We start from the raw sequence: 24,367 nt of genomic DNA on the forward strand, positions 1-24,367 counted from the left end.
GCACCCATGGGATCGGCCGACGTGCGGCTGCGGCCGGCGGGAGACGACGCCGTCCTGCTGGACTGTGGCGACCTCGAGGGCGCGCTGCGCGCCTTCTCCCGGCTCGACGCCGCCCGCGAGGCCGGCGAGCTGCGCATCGAGGACCTGGTCCCGGCCGCCGAGACGGTGCTGGTCCGCGGCGGCGAGGCCCGGGCCCCCCGGCGCCTCGCGGCCCGGCTGGAGGAGCTGCTGCGCGGCGCCGAGACCGCCGCGGCGCGCGAGGAGGAGGTCCCCGAGACGGTCATCCCCGTCAGCTACGACGGCGAGGACCTCGCCGAGGTCGCCTCCCTCACCGGGCTGAGCGTCGAGGAGGTCGTGGAGCGCCACACCGCCGCCCGGTACACCGTGGCCTTCACAGGCTTCGCCCCGGGCTTCGCCTACCTCTCCGGCGGCGACCCCGCCCTCGACGTGCCCCGGCGCTCCTCCCCCCGGCCCCGCATCGAGGCGGGATCCGTAGGGCTGGCTGGGCCCTTCTCCGGCGTCTACCCCCGGCAGAGCCCCGGCGGCTGGCAGCTGATCGGGCACACCGAGAGCGTGCTGTGGGACCTGGACCGCGAGCCGCCGGCCCTGCTCATGCCGGGCGGGCGCGTGCGCTTCGTCGCGGAGCGGGAGCAGGTCCGGGGCGCCGGTGCCGATCGGGCTGAAGGCGCCGGCCCGGAGGAGGCTCCCGACGACGCCGGACGGACGGCGTCGTCCGCGGAAGCTTCCACCGATGACGCCGATCGAACCGAGACCCCCGAAACCTCTCAGCGCCCCGGCCGCCTCGCCCTGACAGCCGTGACCCCGGGCCTGGGGACGCTCGTCCAGGACCGCGGACGCCCCGGCCTCGCCGACCTGGGGGTCAGCCCCTCCGGCGCGGCCGACCGCCGCGCCCTGGACCGCGCCAACCGGCTCGTCGGCAACGCCGGGCGGGCCGCGGCGCTGGAGCTCGGCGCCGGCGACGTCGTCCTCCGCGCGGAGGACACGCTCGTGCTCGCCCTCGCCGGAGCCCCCCGCCCGGCCCGCATCTCCGGCCCGCGGGGCGAGCGCCTCGCCCCGGCCGGCCGGGCCTTCCGGATGGACGAAGGCGAGACGCTCTCCCTCGGCGCACCGGAGAGCGGCCTGCGCACGGTGCTCGCGCTGCGCGGCGGCGTCGAGGTCCCGCTCGTGCTCGGCAGCGCTGCCGCCGACACGCTGGCCGGCCTGGGACCGGAGCCGCTCGCCGAGGGCGAGGAGATTCGCGCGGGCGACGCCGTTCAGGGCCCCGTCGGCCTGCCCGAGCCGGAGCGCGCGGACCTCCCCCGCCCGGAAGAGGAGACGACGCTGCGCCTGCTCCCCGGCCCCAGGGACGACTGGTTCGGCGAGGCCGGCCTGGAGCGTCTGCGGGGGCAGGCCTGGCGGGTCACGCCGCGCAGCGACCGCGTCGGCGTGCGGCTGGAGGGCGAGCCGCTGGAGCGCGCCGAGGGCCGCCGCGACCGCGAGCTGCCGAGCGAGGGCCTGGCTACCGGCGCCCTCCAGGTGCCGCCGGACGGGCAGCCGGTGCTGTTCCTCGCGGACCGGCCCCTGACCGGCGGATACCCCGTGATCGGCGTCGTGCGCGAGGAGGACCTGCGCCTCGCCGCCCAGCTGCCGCCCGGCGCCCTCGTGCGCTTCCTCCCGGAGCGTCCCGGCCTCGCCGCGGACGCCGAGGGGCCGGCCGCCGACTCCCCTGCGGATGCCGGGTCCTCCGAACCCGGTCCATCCGCCGACGTCGCCCGCACCACCGGCGACTCTCTCCCGGCGTCCCGCCCGGCCCCGGGCACCCACCGACCCACCCACGCGAAAGAGGACCGACGATGAGCCCCCACGAGCAGAAGCCCCTCCGCACCGTCCTGGTCGCCAACCGCGGCGAGATCGCGGTCCGGGTGATCCGCGCCGCCCGCGAGGCCGGCCTGCGCTCGGTGGCCGTCTACGCCGACCCCGACGCCGACGCCCTCCACGTCCGCCTCGCCGACGAGGCCTACGCCCTGCACGGCTCCGACCCCGGCGAGAGCTACCTCGACGCCTCCAAGCTGCTGGAGGCCGCGCGGCGCTCCGGGGCCGACGCCGTCCACCCCGGCTACGGATTCCTCTCCGAGAGCGCCGCCTTCGCCCGCGCCGTCGCCGAGGCCGGCCTGACCTGGATCGGCCCGGACCCCGAGACCATCGAGCTGCTGGGCGACAAGGCCCGGGCCCGCACCCTGGCCGCCGAGGTCGGCGCCCCGCTCGCCCCGGGCACCAACGACGCCGTGGCGGACGCCGAGGAGGTGCTCGCCTTCGCGGACGAGCACGGCCTGCCGGTGGCGATCAAGGCGGTGCACGGCGGCGGCGGGCGCGGCATGCGCGTGGTGCACGAGCGCGAGCGGATCCCCGAGGCCTACGAGGCGGCGGTGCGCGAGGCCGAGGCGGCCTTCGGTCGCGGCGGCTGCCTCGTCGAGCGCTTCCTGGAGCGCCCCCGGCACATCGAGGCGCAGGTGCTCGGGGACCGGCACGGCCGCATCGCGGTGCTCGGCACCCGCGACTGCTCGCTGCAGCGGCGCAACCAGAAGCTCGTGGAGGAGGCCCCGGCGCCCTTCCTCCCCGAGGAGCTGCGCGAGCGGATCCACCGGGCGGCGGCGGACGTCTGCGGGGCGGCGGACTACGTCGGCGCCGGGACGGTCGAGTTCCTGCTCGGCGAGGACGGCATGCTCTCCTTCCTCGAGGTGAACACCCGGCTGCAGGTCGAGCACCCGGTCACCGAGGCGACCACCGGCGTCGACCTCGTGCAGGAGCAGCTCCGCGTCGCCGCCGGGGAGCCCCTGCGGGTCCCGGAGGAGGTCCCCGTCTTCGGCCACGCGCTGGAGTTCCGCATCAACGCGGAGGACCCGGCGCTGGGCTTCCTGCCGACGCCGGGCACCCTCGAGCGCTTCGACCCGCCCGCGGGCCAGGGAGTGCGCCTCGACTCCGGATTCACCGGCGGCCAGACGGTGCCGGGCACCTTCGACTCACTGCTGGCCAAGCTCGTGATCTGGGGCCGGGACCGCGAGGAGGCGCTGGCGCGGGCCCGGCGGGCGCTGGAGGAGTTCCGGATCGAGGGCGTGGCCACGGTGCTGCCCTTCGACCGGTACGTCGTCGAGGACCCGGCGTTCACCGCCGCCGGCGAGGCCGGGTTCGCCGTGCACACGCGCTGGATCGAGGACGAGTGCGAGGCCGACTTCTCGGCGGCCGAGGCGGTGCCGGACCCGGGCGGGCAGCGCCTCACCCGCCTGCCGATCGAGCTGGACGGCCGCCGGATGGAGCTGGGCCTGCCCGACGCGCTGCTGAGGCGGCTGGCCGGCGCGGGCGCCGCATCGGGCGAGGACGGCCCGGAAGGCACCGGCGGCGGGACGGAGGCGGGCGGCGCCGGGGAGGACGACGGCGTCGTGCGCGCCCCCTTCGCCGGGACGCTCAGCTCCTGGAGGGCCGAGGACGGCGAGGCCGTCGAGCAGGGCCAGACGCTGGCCGTTCTGGAGGCGATGAAGATGGAGGTCCCGGTCACGGCCGGCCGCGCGGGGACGCTGCGGCGGGAGGCCGAGGCCGGGTCCGCGACGACGGCCGGGCAGCGGCTCGGCACGGTGGAGGAGGCATGATGGCCCAGGCGAGTCCCGAGCAGCTCGAGCAGGCGCGGGCGGCCCGCGCGGACTACCGGGCGGGCGCGGTCCGGCCGACCAGCGGCGTCGCCCACGGGCTCGTGCAGGCCAACCTCATCTCCGTCCCGGCCGACTGGGCCTACGACGTCCTGCTCTACTCCCAGCGCAACCCCCGGCCGTGCCCGGTGCTCGAGGTGCTCGACGCCGGCGCCGTCGAGCCGCGGCTGGCGCCCGGAGCGGACCTGCGCACCGACCTGCCCGCCTACCGCGTCTGGCGCGAGGGCGAGCTCGCGGAGGAGACCGCGGACGCCTCGGCGGCCTGGGAGGAGCACCCCGACCTGGTCTCCTTCCTCATCGGCTGCAGCTTCACCTTCGAGGCGGGGCTCGCGGACGCGGGGATCGGGATCCGGCACCAGGAGACGGGGCGGAACGTGCCGATGTACCGCACCGACCGCCCCTGCGAGCCGGCCGGCCGGATCTCGGGCGAGCTGGTGGTCTCCATGCGGCCGATCCCCGGGGACCGGGTGGCCGACGCCGTCCGCATCACGGCGCGCTACCCCGCCGTGCACGGCGCCCCGGTCCACGTGGGCGACCCGGCAGGGCTGGGGATCGACGACGTCGCATCCCCCGACTTCGGCGACCCGCCCGAGATCCGCCCGGGCGAGGTCCCGGTGTTCTGGGCGTGCGGGGTGACGCCGCAGGCCGCGATCATGGCCTCACGGCCGCCCTTCGCGCTCACCCACGCGCCGGGCTACATGTTCGTCACGGACGTCCCGGACGCGCGGTACCTCGTCTAGGAGCGGCGGGCGGGCCAGGACGACGTATCATCATCATGGGGGGCCAAGCACCGTCATGCGCTGTTGGCCGAGTGATTCCTGGGTCGACCGCGCCCTGTGAAAGGAACTCCTTGGCCCACGTCGCCACCCCCGCAGCGGTCAAACAGGACTGCGCGCGCCACCACAACTCGCACACCGTCAAGGGCATCACCTGGCGGGGCGTCCGGCCGGAGGACGCCCGGGCCGTGACGGCCCTCGTGCGCCGCGCCGTGCCCCACTCCGGGAACTGGGAGCTCACCCCCAGGACCCGGGGGATCGCCGCCCACACCCGCCATGGGGCGCTGCTCGCCGTCGTTCTCGCCACCGAGCCCCGCACCGCCTCGGAGTCCCCCAGCCTGTACCTGACCGTCGCGGTCGAGGCGAACTGGCACGACGCCGGTCTCGCCATGGTGGGGCTCAATCTCATCCACCGGTTCCTCTCCCGGGGCGGGATCAGGGCCGCCATGCTCTTCGGCACCTGCGCCTCCCGGGAGGCGGCCCTCTACCTCAACGCGGGCTATCAGGTCAGCAAGCCCCACGAGCCGCTGGTCCTCCCCGGTTCCGAGGTCCCCATGTACTCGCCGAAGGCCTACCATCCGTGCTGGTTCTTCCGCCGCTACGACTAGCCGCCCCAGGGCCCGCGGGGGCTTTCCGCCCCGCGGGGTCCCAGCGGCATCATCGTGATGCTCGCCGAGGAGCTGAAGAAGGCATGATGAACCGGCCGGAGGAGCCCCGCTCCCCCGGCCGGTGACGACGCCCTGGAATCCGATCCGGGCCGGGCTCCGGGGCGGCCCGCGCCTAACGGCCGCTCAGGACCTGCTCGAGCGGGATGCTGCCGTCCTGCCAGGGCGTCAGCACCCAGACCGCCAGGTAGAGGCCGATGCCGACCACGGGGAGGAGGAAGGCGAGGAGCACCAGCAGGCGGACCAGCCACACGTTGAGGCCGGTGGCCGTGGCGATGCCGCCCGCGATGCCTCCGACGAGCCGGCTGGGGCCGCGGCGGAAGCCGAGGCTTCTGATGGAGTTGAAGATTGATCTCATGTCTCCGAGCCTACGCGGTGTCACTGGGCTGGACAGTGGAGCTGGCCCTACTCTTGGAGGAGATCGCCCGTCGACCGCCCCCTCCACCGTCCACCGCCAAGGAAGTCCCATGCGAACGTTCACCCTGCCCGGCACCGACATCGAGGTGCCCAACGTCGTCCTCGGCCTGATGCGCATCCAGGACAAGTCCGACGAGGAGGTGCGCACGCTGGTGGACACCGCCCGCGACGCCGGCATCACCTTCCTCGACCACGCCGACATCTACGGCTCCGGAGCGCACGGCTGCGAGCGCCGCTTCGCCGAGGCCCTGGGCCTGAGCTCCTCCGAGCGCGAGCAGCTGGTCATCCAGTCCAAGGCCGGCATCGTCAAGGACGGCCCGTACTTCGACTTCTCCCGCCAACACATCGTGGAGTCCGTCAACGGGTCGCTCGAGGCGCTGGGCACCGACTACCTCGACATCCTCCTGCTGCACCGCCCCGACGCTCTGGTCGAGCCCGAGGAGGTGGCCCAGGCGTTCGACGAGCTGGCGTCGGCGGGCAAGGTGCGCGCCTTCGGCGTCTCGAACCACACCCCGCATCAGATCGAGCTGCTGCGCAGGCACGTGTCCCAGCCGATCGTCGCCAACCAGCTGCAGCTCTCGGTGACCCACGCCCCGGTCATCGCCCAGGGCGTGGCCGCGAACATGCAGGGGCTGGACCAGGCGATCGTCCGCGACAACGGGGTCCTCGACTACTGCCGCCTGCACGAGATCACCGTCCAGGCCTGGTCGCCGTTCCAGGCAGGGTTCTTCGACGGACCCTTCCTCGGTTCCGAGCGGTACCCGGAGCTGAACGCCGTCGTCGACCGGCTGAGCGGGAAGTACGGGGTGCCCGCCGAGGCGATCGCCGTCGCCTGGATCACCCGGCACCCGGCGCGGATGCAGGTGGTCCTCGGGACCACCACGCCCGAGCGCGTCACCGCCGCGGCCCAGGGCTCGGACCTCCCGCTGACCCGGCCGGAGTGGTACGAGCTGTTCCGGGCGGCGGGGTACAGGGTGCCGTAGGGCCCGGGGCCGGGGCGCGGGCGGAGAGCGGCGTCCTCGGCGGCAGGGTGTCAGGGGCCCGACGGGCTGGCGCAGGATCGTCCGCAGCCTTTCCGGGGCGACCTGATGGTTCGTTCTCCTTGCCTGCACTCGCAGCCCCGGCAGTTCATGGTTCGCTATCGAATTCCCCGGCCAGGCTGGTAAAAGCCCGCCGCACCATGTCGGGATCCAGCGGGTCGGGGTTCCAGGACTGGTAGATCCACCAGCCTTCGACGAGGGCGTCGATGGCACGTGCTGCGCGCTCGGTGAAGTGGCTTCGCAGTGCCTCGATGGCGTCTGCCTCCAGGGAGGCGATGTGGGTCGCAACCGTTGGGTTATGACTTCCGTAGTGGTACATCTCCCGGAAGAGGCGAAGCTGCTGGCGGCTCGCGCGGGTGCTCCCGCAGGTGGCCTCGACGAGGACGTCGATGGCAGCCTGCCGATCAGCGGCGTCCCTGATCGGAGCGTCGTAAAGAGGCCGGAGCTGTTCGCCGAGGAGCTCGAAGGCACTCGTGATCAGGCCCGCCAGGTTCGGGAAGTAGTACGTCATCGATCCCAGAGGCACCTGTGCGCGGGCGGCGATACGTCGATAGGTGGCCGCCTCGACGCCTTCGTCGGCGATGACCGCGGCTGCGGCCTCCCGGATGCGCTGCCTGCGGCCGGGATCGTTGGCTGTCCCTTTGCGCATGTGGCCTCCTGCCTCGTCCCTGCGGGGTTGACACGACACTATACGAGCGTACGCACTTTAGGTACGCTGAGAACTCGTATCCGCGAATGCAGGACGGAGGCACGCAGATGCAGGGCACCACGTTGCAGCAGTACGCCAGAGAACGCGCTGAGGAGCTGACCGCCGCAGCGCTTGAGCACCCCTTCGGCCCCGATTGGGAGGTCTACAAGGTCCGCGGCAAAGTGTTCATGCTGCTGACCGGCATCACGGGTGAACCGATCGTGATCCTGAAGTCCCTGCCGGACGAAGCCCGAGCTCTTCGCGGCTCCCACGAGGAGATCACGCCCGGCTATCACATGAACAAGCAGCATTGGATCACCCTGAGTCCAGGTGGGTCGATTGATAAGCAGTTCGTGGACGATCTGGTGACCGAGTCCTACCTGCTCGTCGTCGAGAAGAACCTGCCCAAGGATGACCAACCCGTCGATCCGGACACCTTCGGGCAGGACAGGCCGTGAGCTTACGAGGCGAGAACCTCCAGCAGATTGCACGTGAAGTCGCCGAGGAATTGCCGGGCACCAGCAGCGGGTATCCGTTCACCGAGCATCTGCGGGTGTGGAAAGTCGCGGGAAAGGTGTTCTTGATCATTACCGAGGATGACCCGGACCTGGAGATCATCACGGTCAAGGTCGAGCCCGGCCACGGGGATGCGCTGCGTCGTGACCACGCGTCGATCAGCCGTGGACGCTACCTGGACAAGGAACACTGGATCTCCATCGCAGCCGGGAAGTCGATCACACGCTGCCTGGTGGAGGACCTCGTACACGGCTCCTACGAGCTCGCAGAAGATCAGGCGCCCGTGAGGGACCGTCCCGAATAGGACGAGCGGAGCCTTCCCGGGGTGCGCGTGAAGGGACGAACGGGGCACCGGAATCCGTCCGCCGCGCTCGGGCCGCCGTAGCTCATACGGTCCAGCATGAGCCGGCTGGCCTTCAGACTGCTCGGATCGAGTTGCGTGTATTCCATGCCGCTCCCTCCTGATCCGGGGCTCCGGTGGCTCGGGCGGCCGGTTACCGGCCGACCAGCCCCAGGTGGAACTCGTTGTACCGTTCCCCGCTGACCCCGATCCTCCGGGCCATCGCGTCCAGGTCGGCCACCTCATCCGCGGAGAGGGCGACGTCGGTCGCCGCCGCGTTCTCCTGGATGCGGGAGGTGCGCCGGGTGCCGGGAATCGGCACGATCCAGGGCTGCTGGGCCAGCAGCCAGGCCAGGGCGATCTGTCCGGTGCTCACGCCCTTCGTCTCGGCGAGCCCGGCGACATGCTCGACCAGCGCCCGGTTCGCGGCCCGGTTCTCCTCGCTGAACCGCGGGATGCCCGAGCGGATGTCGTCCTCGCCGAAGCTCGTGGCGGCGTCGAGCGTCCCGGTGAAGAAACCCTTGCCGAGGGGGCTGAACGGGACGAAGCCGATGCCCAGCTCGGCCAGCGTCGGCAGGACCTCCGCCTCGGGGTCCCGGGTCCACAGCGAGTACTCGCTCTGGACCGCCGTGACCGGGTGCGCCGCGTGGGCGCGGCGGATCGTGGCGGCGGAGGCCTCGGACAGCCCCAGATGGCGGACCTTGCCCTCCAGGATCAGCTCCCCGACCGTGCCGGCGACGTCCTCGATGGGGACCTCCGGGTCCACGCGGTGCTGGTAGAACAGGTCGATCGCGTCGGTGCGCAGCCGGCGCAGGGAGTCCTCGGCGACCCGGCGGATCTGCTCGGGCCGGCTGTTCAGCCCGACGCTGCGGCCCTCCCGGATCTCCCACCCGAACTTCGTGGCGATCACGGCCTGATCGCGCAGCGGCTGCAGGGCCTCGCCGACGAGCTCCTCGTTGTCGTAGGGGCCGTAGACCTCGGCGGTGTCGAAGAACGTCACGCCGCTCTCCACCGCGGAGCGCAGCACCTCGATCATCTCGTCCCGGCCGCCCGGGTTCGGTCCGTAGCTCTGCGACATGCCCATGCAGCCCAGGCCGATGGCCGAGACCTCCAGATCCTGTCCCAATGTCCTCGTGTGCATCGTCAGTCCTCCTCGGGGATCGTGTTCGTCGTCGACGGCTGGGCAGGGTCGCGGCGCGGCTCCGGCGGGTTTTCGGCGGTCCCGATCCCCGGCGCTGCGCCGGCTCTCGGCTCTGTCCCGATCTCCGGGCCGACGTCCTCGCTTCGGCCGGACGCCGCCCAGCTGGCCAGCAGGTCCAGCCGCTCCTGGCTCGGCGAGCCGGGCTCGGCGGTGTAGATCAGCAGGGACAGGCCCGGCTCGGCCGTGAGCTCCATGCCCTCGTAGGTCAGCACCAGGTCGCCGACCTCGTGGTGGTGGAAGCCCTTGGTGCCGGATCCGTGACGGCGCACGTCGTGGGCTCCCCAGCGGGTGCGGAACGCATCGCTGCAGGTGGAGAGCTCCCCGATGAGGTCGTGCAGCTGCTTGTCCCGCGGATCGCGGCCGGCCTCGGTGCGCAGGATGGCGACGGTGACGTCGGCGGCGGCCTCCCAGTCGGGGTAGAACCGCCGCGCGCGCTCGTCGAGGAAGCAGAAGCGCGCCAGGTTGCCCTGGCCGGGGCCGTCGAAGACCTCGTCGTAGAAGGCCCGGCCGAGCGCGTTGGTGGCGAGGACGTCCATCCGTCCGTTGCGCACGAAGGCGGGGCCGGGCCCGATGACCTCCAGCGCCCGGATCAGGCTCCGGCGGGGCGTCCAGGTCTTCGGCTTGCGCTTGCGCACGGGCTCGGCGGCGCCGTTGGCCGCCCGCGCCAAGTCGAAGAGGTGCTCCCGCTCGGCGTCGTCGAGCCGGAGGGCGCGCGCCACGGACTCGAGGACGACGTCGGAGACCCCGGCGAGGTGGCCCCGCTCGATCTTCGCGTAGTACTCGACGCTCACGTCGGCCAGCAGCGCGACCTCGCTGCGCCGCAGCCCGCTCACCCGCCGGGGGCCGGAGACCGGCAGACCCGCTTCCTCGGGCGCGAGCTTCGCCCGGCGCGACATGAGGAACTCGCGCGCTTCGTTTCGGTTGTCCACGCCCACCACGCTACGGCCTCGGCGCGGCTCCAGGGACGTCCTGTCAGTACACCTCTCATCGGAGACTCCCCCGCCGGGCGGGAGCGGGGTCTGATGGAGGCAGGACTCCCGGAGCCGACGACGGCCGGGAGGCCCGCGGACGAGGTCCGGCAGACCGTCGTCGTCATCCGCGTATTTCCAGGATGCCCGTCCCGATTCGTCGCCGGCGGGCGTCCGCGTCGAGAAGGAGAGAGCAGCCATGGCCGAGAACACCGCAGGAGGATGGACCGGCGGGCAGAACGCATTCGGCGACTTCGCGCCGGGCATGGTCCACTACACCGACCGGATCCTCTTCGACGAGGTCTGGGAGCGCGAGGGGCTGTCCAAGCGGGACCGGAGCCTGATCACCGTCGCCGCGCTCGTGGCGACCGGCAAGATGGACCAGCTGAGGTTCCACCTCGACTTCGCCCGCAGGAACGGGGCCGGCGAGGAGGAACTGAAGGAGGCGATCACCCACCTCGCGTTCTACGCGGGCTGGCCCAACGGGATGGGGGCGATGACGGTCGCGAAGGAGGTCTTCGCCGAGGGCGAGGGGTGACCGCGGCCGGCGCCCAGGACGCCTGAGGGCCTCCATGGAAACGGCGGAGCCGGTGCCCTCCGGCTCCGCCGTTCGCATGCCCGCGGGTCCTTCGGCGCCGCCCTCCTCCCCGGAATCCGCCGGGGTCTCTCCCCCACCCGTCCGGGTCCTTCCGCCCGCCTCCCACCGGGGCCTTCCCCGCTCATGCCGAGAAGTTCCCACCCGTTTCCCCCCGGCATCTTCTCCACCCATGCCGAGAAGTTCCCGCCCGAAAGGCCGTCCATGTCCCATCCCGCCCGGCCGCCGCGCATCGGCGCCCCGCTGGCCGCGCTCCTGCCGCTGCTGACCGTCTTCGGCCCGATCTCCATGGACCTCTACCTGCCGGTCCTGCCCGCCCTGACCTCCGAGCTCGACGCCGTCACCTCCGTGGCGCAGCTGACGGTCACCGCCTGCCTGATCGGCCTGGCCCTGGGCCAGATCGTCGCCGGCCCGCTCTCGGACCGGTTCGGACGCAGGACCCCGCTGCTGATCGGCGTCGCCGCCTACGTCCTCGTCACCGTCCTGTGCGCCCTCAGCCCGACGATCGAGCTGCTGATCCTCGCGCGCTTCGTCCAGGGACTGGCCGGCGCCGTCGGCATCGTGATCGCCCAGGCGGCGGGCCGGGACCTCTACGAGGGCTCCGCGCTGGTCCGCTACTACGGGCGCATCACGGTGCTCGGCGGGGTGGCCGCGGTCCTCGGCCCCCTGCTCGGCGGGCAGCTGGCCCTACCCCACGGCCCCCAGGATCTCCGCGTGCGGCATGAGCAGCCATCCGTCGGGGTCCTCGGCCCAGCGCCTCCACCCGGCCGAGATGCGCTCCAGCGTCTCCCGGTCGGCGAGCCCGAGGCGGGCCGCGTTCTCGGCGAAGGCGGAGGCCACCGCCCGCTCGGCCCACATGCCGCCCCACCAGGCACGGTCCTCGTCCGTCTCGAAGAGCCACAGCGAGGCCGAGCAGGCGACGTCGTCGAAGCCGGCTCTCCGGGCCCACCCCTTCAGCCGGCGGCCGGCGGCGGGCTCCCCGCTGATCCCCCGGTGCACCGGGAGGTACAGCTCGAGCCACTCGGCGAGCTCCGGATGGCCCGGGGAGAAGATGACGCCTTCGTAGTCGACGTCGCGCACGGCGACGACCCCGCCTGGGGCGGTCACGCGCCGCATCTCGCGCAGCATCGCCACGGGGTCGCCCACGTGCTGCAGCACCTGGTGGGCGTGCACGACGTCGAAGGAGGCGTCCTCGAAGGCGAGCCCGTAGGCGTCCTGGACGACGAACTCGAGGTTGGCGAGACCCCGCGGCACGGCGTCGGCCCGTGCCTTCTCCACCACCTCCGCCGAGGCGTCGACCCCCACGGTCCGGCCGGGCGCGACGATCTCGGCGAGGTCCGCGGTGATGGTCCCCGGGCCGGCCCCGACGTCGAGCACCCGCATGCCGGGCCGCAGCCGGGGCAGGAGGTACGCGGCGGAGTTCTCCGCCGTGCGCCAGGTGTGGGAGCGCAGCACGCTCGAGTGGTGTCCGTGGGTATACGCGTCTGCCATGGGGGAAGCTTAGCGCCGGCGCGGGGGGACGCCCTCCACAGGGGGCGGGTTCGCTCACTGGGCGGGACGAAGGGGAAGAGGGCCTCCACGGCCCAGCCTTCCCCTCAGGGTGACTGCGGAGCGCGAAGAAAGAGAGAGACCCCTCAACGATCGATGCCATCGATAGTACGCTCTGGAACAGGGTCAGCCGCATCCACGGCTCCCGCACCCCAGACACGTCGACCGGAGGCAGTGATGAGCACATCGGACCCCGACGAATCCGGCCTGTCCATCCTGATCCTCGCAGATCCCGGCGTCCCGACCCAGCGGCTGAATGCCAGCCGGAAACGCCTGGAGAAGCGCCTGCAGGAGGCGTACGGGGCCTCGACCAGGCTGGAGCACCGCACCGAGACCCTCCAGCTGGACCCGGAGGGGGCCCTCGACTTCCATTCGGTGCACACCGTCGCGGACGAGTACCCTCAGGCCGACGCCGTGCTGATGCTGACCGAGATGCCCCGCCACGACCACAACCACCCGCTGGTGGCCGAGGTCTACGACCAGCGCAACCTGGCGGTCGTCTCCTGCCCGACGCTGGGGTTCTTCGCCACCAAGTGGCGGCTGATCACCACCGTCATGGCCTGCCTGGCCCGCATGGACCTGCCCCGCCAGCCGCCGGAGGGAGGAAGCTCCCATCTGCGATGGGGCCGGTGGTCCCACGAGAACTCCAGTGCGATCCTCTACGCCCGCACCGGCGTCGGCGCCACGCGCACCGTGGCGGGGATGGTCCGGGCCAATCAGCCGCTGAGCACCGCGCCGCGGCTCTCCGGCTCTCTGGCCACGGCGGCCGCGGTCGGGGCCTTCGGCATCTTCTACAGCTCGGTGTGGCAGATGTCGGCCACCCAGAGCACCGGCCGCCTGATCGCCATCGGCGCCCTGGCGATATGCGCCATGGTGGCCTGGCTGATGTGGAGCAACCACCTCTGGGACCGCCCGATGACCGAGGGACGGGCCTCGCTGGTCACGCTCTACAACATCTCGACCGTCCTGACGTTGCTGCTGTGCGTGACCGCGCTCTACGCCGCCCTGGTGGTCATCATCCTCATCGGCGGCCTGATCATCATCAGCCCCGGGTACATGGAGCAGGTCCTCGGGACCCAGGTCGACTTCACCTCGTACATGGACATCGCCTGGCTCAGCGCGGCGCTCGGGGTGATCGCGGGCGGGCTGGGCACCCGCTTCGACTCCCAGACCGACATCCGCCGGATCACCCACGCCCAACGCGAGCGGCAGCGGATCAGACGGCAGGATGACCCCGGCGAGGGACGGGGGCCCGGCTCGGACCGCCAGTCACCGAGCGGCACGAGGCTTCCCAGCCTGCGCCGGGCCAGGCGGCGGAAGACCTCCCTGACCGGTGCGACGCCGCGTCCTCACGCCGTGCGCCGGCGGTAGCCGCCGGCGCCGTCCCCCTCGACGAGCCCCCGCCTCTCGAACTCCTCGAGCCACCCCCGCATGGGCCACCACCCCCAGCGCTCGGCGAAGAGCGCGCCGTTGCGGAGGATGTCCTCGAGATGCCCCACGGGAGGGTCCTCGACCGGGTGATGCTGATGGTACGCACGGGCATCGCCCACCCACGCGAGTTCGACGCCGGCCCGGCGGGCCCGCTGGCCGAAGTCGGTGTCCTCCCCGCCGTACCCGGCATAGTCCTCGTCGAAGCCGCCGATGCGCCGCCAGGTCCGCGCGTCGACGGCGAAGGACAGCGACCAGAAGAGCTCGTGGGATCCGCCGAGGCGGACCTCGCCCCGCCGGGGAGCGGGCCGAGCCGGATGCGGCCGGTCGAGGGCGTCCAGCCCGCTCAGGTCGTATCCGCCGGGCCCCGGGGGCTCGAGGTAGGTCACGGGGCCGCACAGGAGGCGCCCGCGCGAGGCGGGGGCCGCCGCGGCCCGGGAGTAGCCCTCGGCGAGGCCGGGACCCGGGATGCAGTCGACGTCGAGGAAGACCAGCAGCTCCGCACCCCGCGCCAGGGCGGCCTCGGCGCCGAGGTTGCGGGCGCGGGCGAGGGGCAGCCGGGCCGGGTCGGCCTCCAGGTCCACCACGTGCAGCGGGGGATCCGCCGCGTCCCGCGGCAGCCCGGCGTCCTCGAGCGCCACGAGCACGTGCTGCTCCGCTCCCGGGGAGCCCGCCAGAGCGCGACGCTGCCGCCGCCAGTGCTCGTGCCGGCCGTGGGCGACGGTGATGAGCGCGGTGCGCATCAGCGCGCCTTCCCTTCCGCGACGCGGGCGATGAGCCCCGCGGCGCGCGAGGCTCCCTGGCCGTCGTTCCAGCTGCCCCAGCTGCTGCCGTCGAGGGCGGTGGCCCGGTCGAGCAGCGGCCCCCAGCCGTCCTGCGGGGGCTCGTCCAGGACGATCGCCGGCCAGCCACCCGACCGCAGGACCCGCCCCGTGGCCCGCTGCTCCTCGTGCGGGCGGGGCTGGGGGACGATGATCGCCGGGCGCCTGGCGGCGGAGATGTCCGCGAGCGAGCCCTGCCCCGCGTGGGAGAGCACCACGGTGGCGGCCTCCAGGTGCGGGCGCACGTCCGAGGCCCAGCTCCCGGAGCCGCCGAGGTGCTCCCAGGACCAGTCCTCCGTCTCGCGCCGAGCCCGGGAGAGGACGGCGTCGGCGAAGCCCTCTCCCCCGGTCCCGCTGAGGACGAGGACCCGCCGCCGGCCCGGCGCGCTCCCTGGCGGACGCTCCGGGAACGGCGCGAGGCGGCCGATCGCGCCGACCGGCACCAGCTTCCGCCGCGCCCGGTCCGACAGCCCGCTCAGGCAGTCAGCGGCCTGCGGCGGCCACGCCCCCAGGATCGCCGTCGCCACGTCGAAGCCGAGCTGATGGGCGGGGTCCGCCCGATCGCCGGGCAGGGCCACGGCCACCACGGGCACGCCGTGGAGGCGGACGAGGAGGGCGACCTCCACGGACACGTCCACCACGACGGCGCTCGGCCTCGCCGAGGAGATCCACCCGGAGATCAGGGCGGTCCGCTCCAGCAGGCCCGGCGAGCCCAGCGGGACCCAGTGCAGGCGGCCCTCGCCGTCGGGGTCCCGCGGTGTCCCGGCGTCGTCGTCCAGGGGCAGCTCGATCCACTCCCCCGGCCAGTCGGCGGGTCTCGGGAGGGAGGACAGGCCCGTGACCTCCTCCTCCATCGCCCGGGCGACGGCGGTCGCCCGGGCGAGGTGCCCGCTTCCGTGGTGGTGGACGTAGTAGCCGATCATACGGACCGCCGTTCGCGCGCCATGTCCTCGAAGGCCGCGACGTAGTCGTCGACCATGCGGCGGATCGAGAGGTGCCGTACCGCGTACTCGCGCACCCCGGAACGGGGCAGGGCGCGGGCGACGTCGATCGCCCGGGCGAGCTCAGAGACGTCCCCCGCGGGGCAGAGGGCGCCGCCGCCCCCGCGGACGATCTCCGTCAGGCCGCCCCGGGCGAAGGCCGCGACGGGAGTCCCGCACGCCATCGACTCCGCGGCCACCAGCCCGTAGGGCTCGTCCCACACGGGGGTGACGAGGCTGACCGCGGAGCGGCCCACCAGCTCCCGGAGGGCGTCGCTGTCCAGATGCCCGAGATACCGGGCCCCCTCCCCCAGCCGCGGCTCGACCTGCTCCCGGTAGTAGCCGTGGTCGAAGATCGGCCCGGCGAGGTCGAGGGCGACGCCGGCCTCCCGCGCCGCGTCCATCGCCAGGTGAGGGGCCTTCTCGGGGACGACGCGGCCGAACCACACCGCCCGCGTGCCGCCGGGCCCGGGCGCCCACCGATCGACGTCGACGCCGTTGCGGATCACCCCCACCTCCGCCGAGGCGCTCCAGTCCCGGGCGGTGGCCTCGCTGACGGCGACCAGGCGCGAGCTCGCGGGCGCGAAGCGCAACGCCGACTCCAACCAGGGCGTGGGCGGGGCGTGCAGGGTGGTGATCATGGGGACCTCGAGGGCGGCGCCCATCGCGATCGGCAGGTGATGCAGGCTGTTGTTGTGGATGACGTCGAAGCGGGCGGCCCCGGAACGGGCGAGCCGCAGCATGAGGGACAGATAGGCGTGATGCTCCTGCGTCCAGGCCTCCGGGGTCACGCCGATGTCGGCCCGCGCCCCCTCGGAGGGCTCGAAGCGGTCGACGTCCAGCGTGGTCACGTGCAGCTGCTCGTCGGAGCCCGGGGCCGCGAACACGCTGACCTCGTGGCCCCGCGCCAGCAGCTCGCTCGCCAGGGCGTGCGTGTGCGCCTCCATGCCGCCGGCGAAGGGCTCCTTGATGGGGAACCTGCTGGAGGCGATCATGCAGACGCGCAGGCCGCTCATCGGAGGAGCCCCTCGTACAGCTCGGCGTGGGCCTCGGCTACCGCTCGGCGCTGCGCCCGCCGCTGCTGGACCGTCACGGGACGCGGCGCCCCGGCGTCGTAGGCGCTCCGGAGAGCCCCCTCCAGCGACCCGGCGTCGAAACGCTCCTCCTCGTGGACGTACTCGAAGACCGGCCCCTGCTCGCGGTAGTAGCCGCAGCTGGGAGCGATCACCGCCGTCCCGAGGTCGCGGCAGGCCTCCAGCCACCCCGAGTGGGTGCCGAAGCGGTACGGGAGCACGGAGACGTCCAGCGAGGAGAGGTAGCTCCACAGCTGCTCGTCCTCGAGGAAGTCGTGCACGTGGAGCTCGAGCGATCCCTCCTCCGCCCCGCGGCGGAGGAAGCCCGTCAGCTCCGGATCGTAGTGCGCGCCCTCCTCGGTGAGCACGTCTCGATGCCCGTTGACCTGCAGCACGACGCCGGGCAGCCGCCCCACCGCCTCCTCCAGGGCCCGGAGCACCGGCAGGGGGTTCATGCTCGCCCGCAGGCTCTTCAGGTGCACCCCCACCCGGAAGGGCCGGGAGGACGGGGGCTGCGCGGCGACGCGGCGCATCGTCTCGAAGTCGACCACGTGCGGGTGCGGCAGGACCTGGGCCTCCCGGCCCCAGCGGGCGCGGATCTCGGCGGCCGCGCCCGGGGTGAGGGTGACGAGGGCGTCCGCCCGCGGGATGAGCACGTCCAGCTGCTCGTCGTGGAGCCCCCGGTCCCGATGGTGCGGGTTCCTGAGGTCGTGCACCGTGTAGACGAACGGCCGGCCGGTCTCGCGCAGCGCCTCCGCCCACTCCGCGAGCTGCTCCGGGGGACGGGCGTCGAAGCCGAACTGCAGGTGCAGCAGGTCGAAGTCCCGGTTGGCGCGGACCCAGGCCGGGTCGAGCATGGCGGGCGGCCACCATCGCGCCTGGGCGGGACGGTCGGGAGCATCGGGATCCGGATCCCTGAGACGCTCGACCCTCCGTACGCCGGCGAGCTCCTCCTCCGGGGCGATGTGACTGACGTACACGTGTCCCGCCGGGACGGACGCCACGCGGATGGGCCGGGACTCCTCCGGCGGCATCTCCACCTCTACCTCGCGGCGTGAGGACAAAGACGAGACCTCTTCTTCACTGGTGCGCATGCAACCTCCTACCCCCTATTAGGCACCGCGGCGACAGCCGAGGGAAGGATGTTCCTCGTCCTCTTTTGCCGGGGCCGTGAAGACCCTCTCCCGGCGGCAAAGCCGGGAGGTCGCCTCACTCACTTAAGCAGAGTGCCGCTGAGAGCGCAGGCCTTCCGCTGGAGGCGGAATTCGCGCGGCACGAGCGCTCCGAGGTGTCGGGGCCAGGGACAGCACCGGCTTCGGCCAGTCCCGCGCCGGCAGACGGGCGCCCCTTCAGGCGGGAGGCGTCGGGGCAGGCGCGCCGGGCGGCCGCTCCTCCATTCGGACATCGGGGACGCACAGTCGACAACGCGGCCGGGATGGGATTAATCTGATCGCTTGCGCAATGGGGCGAAGTCGTCCGATTCCCTGCTCATCCCGAAAGGCCGCCCATGCCCCCTCTCGCACCCGCACGCCGCGCCGTCGCCCTCTTCGCCATCGCCCTCGGCGGCTTCGGCATCGGCGTCACCGAATTCGCCTCGATGGGCCTGCTGCCGGAGATCGCACGCGATCTGCTGCCCGGCTTCGACAGCTCCCCCAGCACCGAGATCGCCCGGGCCGGGCTGCTCATCACCATGTACGCCCTCGGCGTCGTCGTCGGGGCCCCGACCGTCGCCGCGCTCGGCGCCCGGGCCTCGCAGGCGCGCCTGACCTTCCTGCTGCTCGGCCTGTTCATCGTCGGCACGCTCGCCTCAGCCCTCGCGCCCACCTTCGGCTGGCTCTCCGCCTTCCGGTTCATCGCAGCACTCCCGCACGGCGCGTACTTCGCCGTGGCCTCCCTCCTGGCCGCGCGGATCATGGGGCCGGGCAGCCAGGGCAAGGGCATCGCTCTCGCCCTCTCGGGGCTGACCGTCGCCAACGTGGTCGGGGTGCCGCTGGCGACCTGGCTCGGCCAGGGCCTCGGCTGGCGCTGGGCCTACGTCATGGTGGCCTGCATCTTCACCCTGGCGCTCGTGCTCGCACTCTTCGCGCTCCCCCGCTACGCCGGCGACCCCTCGCGCACCGCGGCCTCCGAGCTGCGCGCCTTCAGGAATGGCCGGATCTGGATCATGATCGCGGTGGGCTCCATCGGCTTCGGCGGGTTCTTCGCCGTGTACTCCTACATCGCGGAGGTCTCCACGCAGGTCGCGGGCCTCTCGGCCGCGGCCGTCCCCTGGGTCCTGGCGGTCATGGGCATCGGCATGACCATCGGCAACGTGATCGGGGGCTGGGCCACCGACCGGAACCTCACCAGGACGATCGTGTTCGGGTTCTCCGCCATGATCGCCGCGCTCGTGCTGTACACGCTGCTCGCCCCGACCGTCGTCGGCCTCTTCGTCACGGTCTTCCTCATCGGCGCGATGCAGTCGATCCTCATCCCCTCCATCCAGGCTCGGCTGATCCGCATCGCCGACGAGGCGGCGCTGCTCGGCGCGGCGGTGAACCACTCGGCGTTCAACATCGGCAACGCCCTCGGCGCGGCCCTGGGCGGCGCCTCCATCGCCGCCGGCTTCGGCTACCTCTCGCCGGGCTGGGTGGGCGTGGGGCTCGCCGCTATCGGCATGGTCCTCGCCCTGGTCAGCCTGCTGGTCACGCGTCGTGACAAGCGAGCGGACCGCAACACGGTCGGCATCAGCGTGGTCAAGGGGCCGCGGCCGTAGCGGACCGGGGGGTGCCCCTCCGCGACGCCGTCGAGGTGACGGACGCCGGACAGCTCCGCGTCCTCCGTGCCGGATCGGATGAGGATCCGTCTAGGATGGATGCCGTGCCGACTGCTCTCAGCTGGCGGGGCATCCGTCCTGCAAGCCAGAAGGGTGCGAGTTCGCCCCAGTCGGCTCCACGTTCATCCCCTCGTTCGTGCGCGCGTCGAACCGCTCGCTGCCCGGCGGGAGACGCTTCAGAAGACCGGAAGACGAAGGGACCCCATGCTCCGCACCGTACTCGGCGGGAAGATCCACCGGGCCACCGTCACGCAGGCCGACCTGCACTACGTCGGATCGATCACGATCGACGCCGACCTCGTCCGGGCGGCGGGACTCGTCGAGGGCGAGCAGGTGCAGATCGTCGACATCACGAACGGCGCCCGGCTCGAGACCTACGTGATCGAGGGGGAATCCGGGGACGGGCGCATCTGCGTCAACGGCGCGGCGGCCCACCTCGTGCAGCCCGGCGACCTGGTGATCATCATGTCCTATCTGCTGGCGGAGGACGCCGAGTTGGACGGGTACCGGCCCAGGGTCGTGCACGTGGACGCTGAGAACCGCATCCTCGCGCTCGGCGCGGACCCCGCCGAGCCGGTACCCGGCGCGGAGGATCAGCGCTCCTCGCGCGCGGGCTGAGCCGAGCCACCGCCCGCCCGGGGCCGGGGTCGGGGGGGGGCGCTCTCCCGGGACCGCTTCACGCTCGCCTCGGAAGCAATCCTCTTACACCCGGTGGTCCAGCAGGCCGCTCAGCGACCTGCGGGCGCGGGCCCCGGCCTCGGGATCGGTGCCGAGGCGGAGGCAGTGGTTGAGGCAGACCATCGTCGCGAGCAGCTCGAAGGCTGTCTGCTCCGGATCCATGGTCCTGCCGCGCAGCGCGGCGTGCTCGGCGACGAGCTCGGCGAGCTGGGCCCGCAGGTCGGTGAACATGCCGCGGATCGCGTCCCGGACCGGCCCCTCGCGGCCGTCGAACTCGGCGGCCGCGGCGACGAAGAAGCAGCCGCCGGGGAACGCCGGCTCCTCGAGGTAGGTCAGCCACGCCCGGCACGTGGAGACCAGCGGCGAGGCATCGGCGTCGGCGGTGTCGCGGCCGGGCTGGAGGACGGTCTCGCGGAACACGCCGCGGGCGTGCTCGACGACGGCGAGCTGCCATTCCGTCTTCGAGGCGAAGTAGCCCGCCAGTCCCGACTTCGAGAGCCCCATGTCGCCGGCGATCTGCCCGAAGGACAGGCCGTCCAGGCCGTGCACGGAGGCGATCTCGACGCTGTGCTGGAGCACGGCGTTCCGCGTGGCGCGCACCTGCTGAGCTGATCGACGGGGCATGCCCCCATCCTAGGGCACTCCCAGCAAATAAGCGTACGATCGTTCGGTAAGACGATGAAAGGAACGCCCATACCCTCCTCCGCCATCACGGGAACCGGCTACCACCAGCCCGAGCGGGTGCTGACGAACGACGACCTCGCCCAGCTGGTCGAGACGAACGACGAGTGGATCCAGCGCCGCACGGGCATCCGGGAGCGCCGGATCGCCGCGCCCGAGGAGCAGGTCGCCGACCTGGCCGTCCCGGCCGGGCGCATGGCGCTCACCTCCGCCGGCCTCGCCCCCGAGGACCTCGACATGGTGATCGTCGCGACCTGCTCGGCCCGTGACCGCTGCCCGAGCACCGCCTCGGAGACGGCGGGGCGGATCGGGGCGACCTCGGCGGTCTGCTTCGACGTCAACAACGCCTGCGCCGGCTTCAGCACCGCGCTCGGCATCGCGGACGCGGCGATCCAGGCCGGGCAGGCGCGGAACGTGCTGGTGATCGGCGCGGAGAAGCTGAGCGACGTCACCGACTGGACGGACCGCTCCTCCTGCATCCTCCTGGGCGACGGCGCTGGAGCGGCCGTGGTCTCCGCCGGCGAGGCCCCCGGCGTGTTCCCGACCGTCTGGGGCACGGACACCTCCAAGCGGGACAGCGTGACCATCCGCGGGGCATGGGACGCCACCTTCACCCAGAGTGGGCCGGAGGTGTTCCGCTGGGCCACCACCGCGATGGTCGGGGTCGCACACGAGGCCGTCGAGCGAGCCGGGCTCGGCATGGACGACGTCGGCGCGCTCGTCACCCACCAGGCGAACCTGCGCATCATCGAGCCCCTGGCGGAGAGGATCGGACTCGGGCACGCGATCATCGCCCGGGACGTGATCCACTCCGGCAACACCTCGGCCGCCTCGGTGCCGCTGGCGCTGGCGAAGCTCAGCCACGCCGGGGAGATCCCGGCCGGCACGCCCACGCTCCTCCTCGCCTTCGGCGGCGGCCTCTCCTGGGCGGCCCAGGTGATCCTGGCGCCCTGACGCTGCGCTGGTGGAGGTTCGGCGGGAAAGCGGTATGGTGGCACAGGCGGTCGCGGCCGATGGGCCGATCCTGCCGCTCAGGCAGCCCGTCCTCGAACAGCCCGCGGAGACCGCCATCAGCGGCAACGACGCCTCCGCATCTTCGTCACCGGCTGCCCTCCTCCCCGGCGCCTTCCCAGGTGCCGTCCGGAACCGCAGCAGTCGCAAGCCCTCATGGAGAGAAAGGCAGGTGAGGAATCGTGAACAGTGACAGTTCCCCCTATCGATCTTGCAGCGCGCCCTCCCTGCAGCACGACTCCATGATGCGATCTGATCCATGATGTGACCTGAGTCGTGCGCACCCGCGGGCGCGGTCATCCCCTCGCAGTCGCACCCCGGCCCCCGGCCGGCGCGGCGCCGTGCCTTCCGCGCAAAGGACTCATCATGAACACCCAGCAGATCACCGACGTCATCGACCTCTCGGACTCCATCCAGCCGCTGATCGAGGACAAGGACTTCGCCGGCGTCGTCGACGCCGTCACCCCCGCCACCTCCGAGCAGACCGCCTCGCTCCTCGAGCGCCTCTCTATGAACCACCGGGCCGTCGTCTACCGGCTGCTGCCCAAGGACCGCGCCATCGACGTCTTCGAGCGCCTCTCCCCCGGCCTCCAGGGCGACCTGATCCGCGCCCTCCAGGACGGGGAGGTCGCCGCGATCTTCGCCGACCTCGACCCGGACGACCGGGTGTGGCTGCTCGACGAGCTCCCGGCCGCGCTCGCTCCCCGGCTGCTCCACGGCCTCTCGCAGAAGGACCGGCAGCTCACCGCGGAGGTGCTGGGGTACCCGAAGGGCTCCGTCGGGCGGCGGATGAGCCCCGAGTACGTCTCGGCCCGGGCGGACATGAGCGTCGAGCAGGCGATGCAGCGCGTCCGCGCCCGGCTGGACGACGCCGAGACCGTGTACACGCTCCCGGTGCTCGACGGCAGCCGCCACGTCGTCGGGATCATCAGCCTGCGCGACCTCCTGCGCGCAGATCCCGAGGACCTCGTCTCGGAGATCATGCAGGACGCCAGCGTCGCCACCGCCTACCAGACCGCGGAGGCCGCGGCCCGCAAGTGCACCGACCTCAGCCTCCTCGCGCTGCCGATCGTCGACAAGGAGGACCGCCTGGTCGGCGTGCTCACCGTGGACGACGCCATGAGGATCCTGGAGCACGAGGAGACCGAGGACTCCGCCCGGCAGGGCGGCGTCGAGCCGCTGCGCCGCCCCTACTTCGCCACGCCGGTGCGGGCGCTGGTGAGCACGCGGATCGTGTGGCTGCTCGTGCTGGCCGTCGGCGCGACGCTGACCGTGCAGGTCCTCTCCGTCTTCGAGGCGACCCTCGAGCAGGTCACGGTCCTCGCGCTGTTCATGCCGCTGATGATCGGCACGGGCGGCAACACCGGCAACCAGGCCGCCACCACGGTGACGCGCGCCCTGGCGCTCGGCGACGTCCGGCCGCGCGACGTCGGGAAGGTCCTCTTCAGGGAGCTCTCCGTCGGCGTCTCCCTCGGCGCGCTCCTGGGGCTGCTGGGCGGCGTGATCACCTCCCTGATCTACGAGCCCGCGGTCGGACTCATCATCGGCCTGACGCTCTTCGCGGTCTGCGCCATGGCCGCCACCATCGGCGGCATCATGCCGATGATCGCCCGCGCGCTCCGCGTCGACCCGGCGGTGTTCTCCAACCCGTTCATCAGCACCTTCGTCGACGCCACCGGCCTCATCGTCTACTTCCTCATCGCCAAGGCGGTGCTGGGGATCTAGGGCTGGTGACGATTGACTCGCCGTCCTCCGGGGCTCCCGGCCGCTGTCTTGACGCGGCCGGGAGCCCCGACGTCGTCGTGCCGGGCGTCGGGATAGCCGGTCGCCGAAGATGGGCTGGGGAGTCTTTTTCGTATAACATTAACGGCATGACTGAGCGTGAGACGATCAACGGAGTCCCCGTCACGGAGGAGCAGATCGCGGGGTGGGCGGACGAGGCCGAGGCCGGGTACGACGTCGAGGCGCTGAAGAAGCGCGGTCGCGGACGGCCTGGCCGTGGCGCTGAGCCGTCGCAGGTCATCGCGCTGCGCCTGACCACGGATGAGATCGCGGCCCTCGACGCACGCGCCGAGCGCGAGGGGAAGACTCGTTCCGAGGTGATCCGAGAGGCCTTGGACGCCGCGTGAGACTCCATCCCTCAGCTCGCAAGCACGGTATCGCCCCCGAGGACGCGATCCAGGCTGCGACGTGGGCGACCTGGATCGAAGATCTCGATGACGATAGTCCGGCCAGACAGCTGCGTCTCGGGTTCGACACCCATGGCCGCATGCTGGAGACGGTCGTGCTCGTCTTCGACAGCGGCAACGAGCTGGTGATCCACGCGATGAAGGCTCGTCCTCAGATGCTCGACCTGCTTCCGTAGTCGAATGCCGTCACGCTCTCGACGCTGCCCGGCGGACGGCCGATGCTCGAAGATGGGCTC

At 72.6% G+C, this 24,367-nt stretch carries 25 protein-coding genes and 1 pseudogene; 16 read left to right on the plus strand and 10 right to left on the minus strand.

Annotated features, from left to right (window positions below):
* Positions 1-6 precede the first annotated feature (6 nt).
* From EWV39_RS07830 to EWV39_RS07845, 4 genes are all read left to right on the plus strand, one after another.
* Entirely contained in the window at positions 7-1,857 is a 1,851-nt protein-coding gene (locus EWV39_RS07830) for a 5-oxoprolinase subunit B/C family protein (protein ID WP_129658390.1), read from the plus strand.
* A complete protein-coding gene (locus tag EWV39_RS07835; protein ID WP_129658392.1) occupies positions 1,854-3,644 on the plus strand; it encodes an acetyl/propionyl/methylcrotonyl-CoA carboxylase subunit alpha in 1,791 nt (596 codons plus the stop codon). The genes EWV39_RS07830 and EWV39_RS07835 overlap by 4 nt, the downstream gene beginning before the upstream one ends.
* On the plus strand, positions 3,644-4,441 hold the full coding sequence (locus EWV39_RS07840; RefSeq protein ID WP_475197505.1) for a putative hydro-lyase: 798 nt from the start codon (positions 3,644-3,646) through the stop codon (positions 4,439-4,441). The genes EWV39_RS07835 and EWV39_RS07840 overlap by 1 nt, the downstream gene beginning before the upstream one ends.
* A gap of 110 nt (positions 4,442-4,551) precedes the next feature.
* The gene (locus EWV39_RS07845) at positions 4,552-5,085 is read left to right on the plus strand and encodes a hypothetical protein (RefSeq protein ID WP_129658395.1); all 534 of its coding nucleotides are present in this window, start codon (positions 4,552-4,554) and stop codon (positions 5,083-5,085) included.
* Positions 5,086-5,257: 172 nt separating this feature from the next.
* Here the strand turns inward: EWV39_RS07845 and EWV39_RS07850 are convergent, their stop codons facing one another.
* The gene (locus EWV39_RS07850) at positions 5,258-5,500 is read right to left on the minus strand and encodes a PspC domain-containing protein (RefSeq protein WP_129658396.1); all 243 of its coding nucleotides are present in this window, start codon (positions 5,498-5,500) and stop codon (positions 5,258-5,260) included.
* Positions 5,501-5,609: 109 nt separating this feature from the next.
* Between EWV39_RS07850 and EWV39_RS07855 the strand changes: the two genes are divergently transcribed.
* Positions 5,610-6,542 carry an aldo/keto reductase gene (locus tag EWV39_RS07855; protein WP_129658398.1) on the plus strand — a complete coding sequence of 311 codons (933 nt, stop codon included), beginning with the start codon at positions 5,610-5,612 and terminating at the stop codon, positions 6,540-6,542.
* A gap of 145 nt (positions 6,543-6,687) precedes the next feature.
* On the opposite strand, the gene EWV39_RS07860 is transcribed toward EWV39_RS07855, so the two are convergent.
* Complete coding sequence (locus EWV39_RS07860; protein ID WP_129658400.1) at positions 6,688-7,248, minus strand: TetR/AcrR family transcriptional regulator; 561 nt, start codon at positions 7,246-7,248, stop codon at positions 6,688-6,690.
* Positions 7,249-7,355: 107 nt separating this feature from the next.
* On the opposite strand from EWV39_RS07860, the gene EWV39_RS07865 reads away from it, so the two are divergent.
* Entirely contained in the window at positions 7,356-7,745 is a 390-nt protein-coding gene (locus EWV39_RS07865) for an MmcQ/YjbR family DNA-binding protein (protein ID WP_129658402.1), read from the plus strand.
* On the plus strand, positions 7,742-8,107 hold the full coding sequence (locus EWV39_RS07870) for an MmcQ/YjbR family DNA-binding protein (protein WP_129658404.1): 366 nt from the start codon (positions 7,742-7,744) through the stop codon (positions 8,105-8,107). Before EWV39_RS07865 ends, EWV39_RS07870 begins: the two co-directional genes overlap by 4 nt.
* A 190-nt stretch (positions 8,108-8,297) precedes the next feature.
* On the opposite strand, the gene EWV39_RS07875 is transcribed toward EWV39_RS07870, so the two are convergent.
* Together EWV39_RS07875 and EWV39_RS07880 are read right to left on the minus strand one after the other, a co-directional pair.
* Positions 8,298-9,284 carry an aldo/keto reductase gene (locus EWV39_RS07875; RefSeq protein ID WP_129658406.1) on the minus strand — a complete coding sequence of 329 codons (987 nt, stop codon included), beginning with the start codon at positions 9,282-9,284 and terminating at the stop codon, positions 8,298-8,300.
* Between the two features lie 2 nt (positions 9,285-9,286).
* Entirely contained in the window at positions 9,287-10,273 is a 987-nt protein-coding gene (locus EWV39_RS07880) for a helix-turn-helix transcriptional regulator (protein WP_129658408.1), read from the minus strand.
* Positions 10,274-10,511: 238 nt separating this feature from the next.
* Here EWV39_RS07880 and EWV39_RS07885 point away from each other — a divergent pair, with 238 nt between their 5' ends.
* Both EWV39_RS07885 and EWV39_RS07890 read left to right on the plus strand, forming a co-directional pair.
* Positions 10,512-10,850, plus strand: coding sequence for a carboxymuconolactone decarboxylase family protein (locus tag EWV39_RS07885; RefSeq protein WP_129658410.1), 339 nt, complete (start codon positions 10,512-10,514; stop codon positions 10,848-10,850).
* 261 nt (positions 10,851-11,111) lie between these two features.
* Positions 11,112-11,591, plus strand: a pseudogene (locus tag EWV39_RS07890) (MFS transporter); the annotation flags it as partial.
* 3 nt (positions 11,592-11,594) lie between these two features.
* On the opposite strand, the gene EWV39_RS07895 reads toward EWV39_RS07890, so the two are convergent.
* The gene (locus EWV39_RS07895) at positions 11,595-12,398 is read right to left on the minus strand and encodes a class I SAM-dependent methyltransferase (RefSeq protein ID WP_129659219.1); all 804 of its coding nucleotides are present in this window, start codon (positions 12,396-12,398) and stop codon (positions 11,595-11,597) included.
* Between the two features lie 234 nt (positions 12,399-12,632).
* Between EWV39_RS07895 and EWV39_RS07900 the strand changes: the two genes are divergently transcribed.
* Positions 12,633-13,826 (plus strand): hypothetical protein, encoded by a 1,194-nt coding sequence (locus tag EWV39_RS07900; protein WP_193554704.1) that lies wholly within the window; start codon positions 12,633-12,635, stop codon positions 13,824-13,826.
* Here EWV39_RS07900 and EWV39_RS07905 read toward each other — a convergent pair.
* From EWV39_RS07905 to EWV39_RS07920, 4 genes are read right to left on the minus strand one after another with little or no spacing between them, the layout of a single operon-like run.
* Entirely contained in the window at positions 13,805-14,626 is an 822-nt protein-coding gene (locus EWV39_RS07905; RefSeq protein WP_129658412.1) for a glycosyltransferase family 2 protein, read from the minus strand. The two genes, EWV39_RS07900 and EWV39_RS07905, sit on opposite strands and share 22 nt — an antisense overlap.
* A complete protein-coding gene (locus EWV39_RS07910; RefSeq protein ID WP_129658414.1) occupies positions 14,626-15,627 on the minus strand; it encodes a glycosyltransferase in 1,002 nt (333 codons plus the stop codon). Before EWV39_RS07910 ends, EWV39_RS07905 begins: the two co-directional genes overlap by 1 nt.
* Entirely contained in the window at positions 15,624-16,700 is a 1,077-nt protein-coding gene (locus tag EWV39_RS07915; RefSeq protein ID WP_129658416.1) for a glycosyltransferase, read from the minus strand. Before EWV39_RS07915 ends, EWV39_RS07910 begins: the two co-directional genes overlap by 4 nt.
* Positions 16,697-17,851, minus strand: a complete 1,155-nt coding sequence (locus EWV39_RS07920) for a glycosyltransferase family protein (RefSeq protein WP_238148176.1) — start codon at positions 17,849-17,851, stop codon at positions 16,697-16,699. The genes EWV39_RS07915 and EWV39_RS07920 overlap by 4 nt, the downstream gene beginning before the upstream one ends.
* A 413-nt stretch (positions 17,852-18,264) precedes the next feature.
* On the opposite strand from EWV39_RS07920, the gene EWV39_RS07925 reads away from it, so the two are divergent.
* A complete protein-coding gene (locus tag EWV39_RS07925) occupies positions 18,265-19,512 on the plus strand; it encodes an MFS transporter (protein WP_129658418.1) in 1,248 nt (415 codons plus the stop codon).
* A gap of 264 nt (positions 19,513-19,776) precedes the next feature.
* On the plus strand, positions 19,777-20,190 hold the full coding sequence (panD, locus tag EWV39_RS07930) for an aspartate 1-decarboxylase (RefSeq protein WP_129658420.1): 414 nt from the start codon (positions 19,777-19,779) through the stop codon (positions 20,188-20,190).
* 84 nt (positions 20,191-20,274) lie between these two features.
* On the opposite strand, the gene EWV39_RS07935 is transcribed toward panD, so the two are convergent.
* Complete coding sequence (locus EWV39_RS07935; RefSeq protein WP_129658422.1) at positions 20,275-20,874, minus strand: TetR/AcrR family transcriptional regulator; 600 nt, start codon at positions 20,872-20,874, stop codon at positions 20,275-20,277.
* Between the two features lie 54 nt (positions 20,875-20,928).
* Here EWV39_RS07935 and EWV39_RS07940 point away from each other — a divergent pair, with 54 nt between their 5' ends.
* The 4 genes from EWV39_RS07940 to EWV39_RS07955 all read left to right on the plus strand — a co-directional run bounded on the left by EWV39_RS07940 (position 20,929) and on the right by EWV39_RS07955 (position 24,307).
* Positions 20,929-21,885, plus strand: a complete 957-nt coding sequence (locus tag EWV39_RS07940; protein WP_129658424.1) for a beta-ketoacyl-ACP synthase III — start codon at positions 20,929-20,931, stop codon at positions 21,883-21,885.
* A gap of 423 nt (positions 21,886-22,308) precedes the next feature.
* Complete coding sequence (gene mgtE / locus EWV39_RS07945) at positions 22,309-23,667, plus strand: magnesium transporter (RefSeq protein WP_129658426.1); 1,359 nt, start codon at positions 22,309-22,311, stop codon at positions 23,665-23,667.
* 146 nt (positions 23,668-23,813) lie between these two features.
* Complete coding sequence (locus tag EWV39_RS07950; RefSeq protein ID WP_129658428.1) at positions 23,814-24,071, plus strand: ribbon-helix-helix protein, CopG family; 258 nt, start codon at positions 23,814-23,816, stop codon at positions 24,069-24,071.
* Positions 24,068-24,307 (plus strand): toxin, encoded by a 240-nt coding sequence (locus EWV39_RS07955; RefSeq protein ID WP_129658430.1) that lies wholly within the window; start codon positions 24,068-24,070, stop codon positions 24,305-24,307. Before EWV39_RS07950 ends, EWV39_RS07955 begins: the two co-directional genes overlap by 4 nt.
* The last annotated feature ends 60 nt before the right edge of the window (positions 24,308-24,367 follow it).

The sequence above is a fragment of the Rothia halotolerans genome (assembly GCF_004136635.1).
Taxonomy (GTDB): domain Bacteria; phylum Actinomycetota; class Actinomycetes; order Actinomycetales; family Micrococcaceae; genus Rothia; species Rothia halotolerans.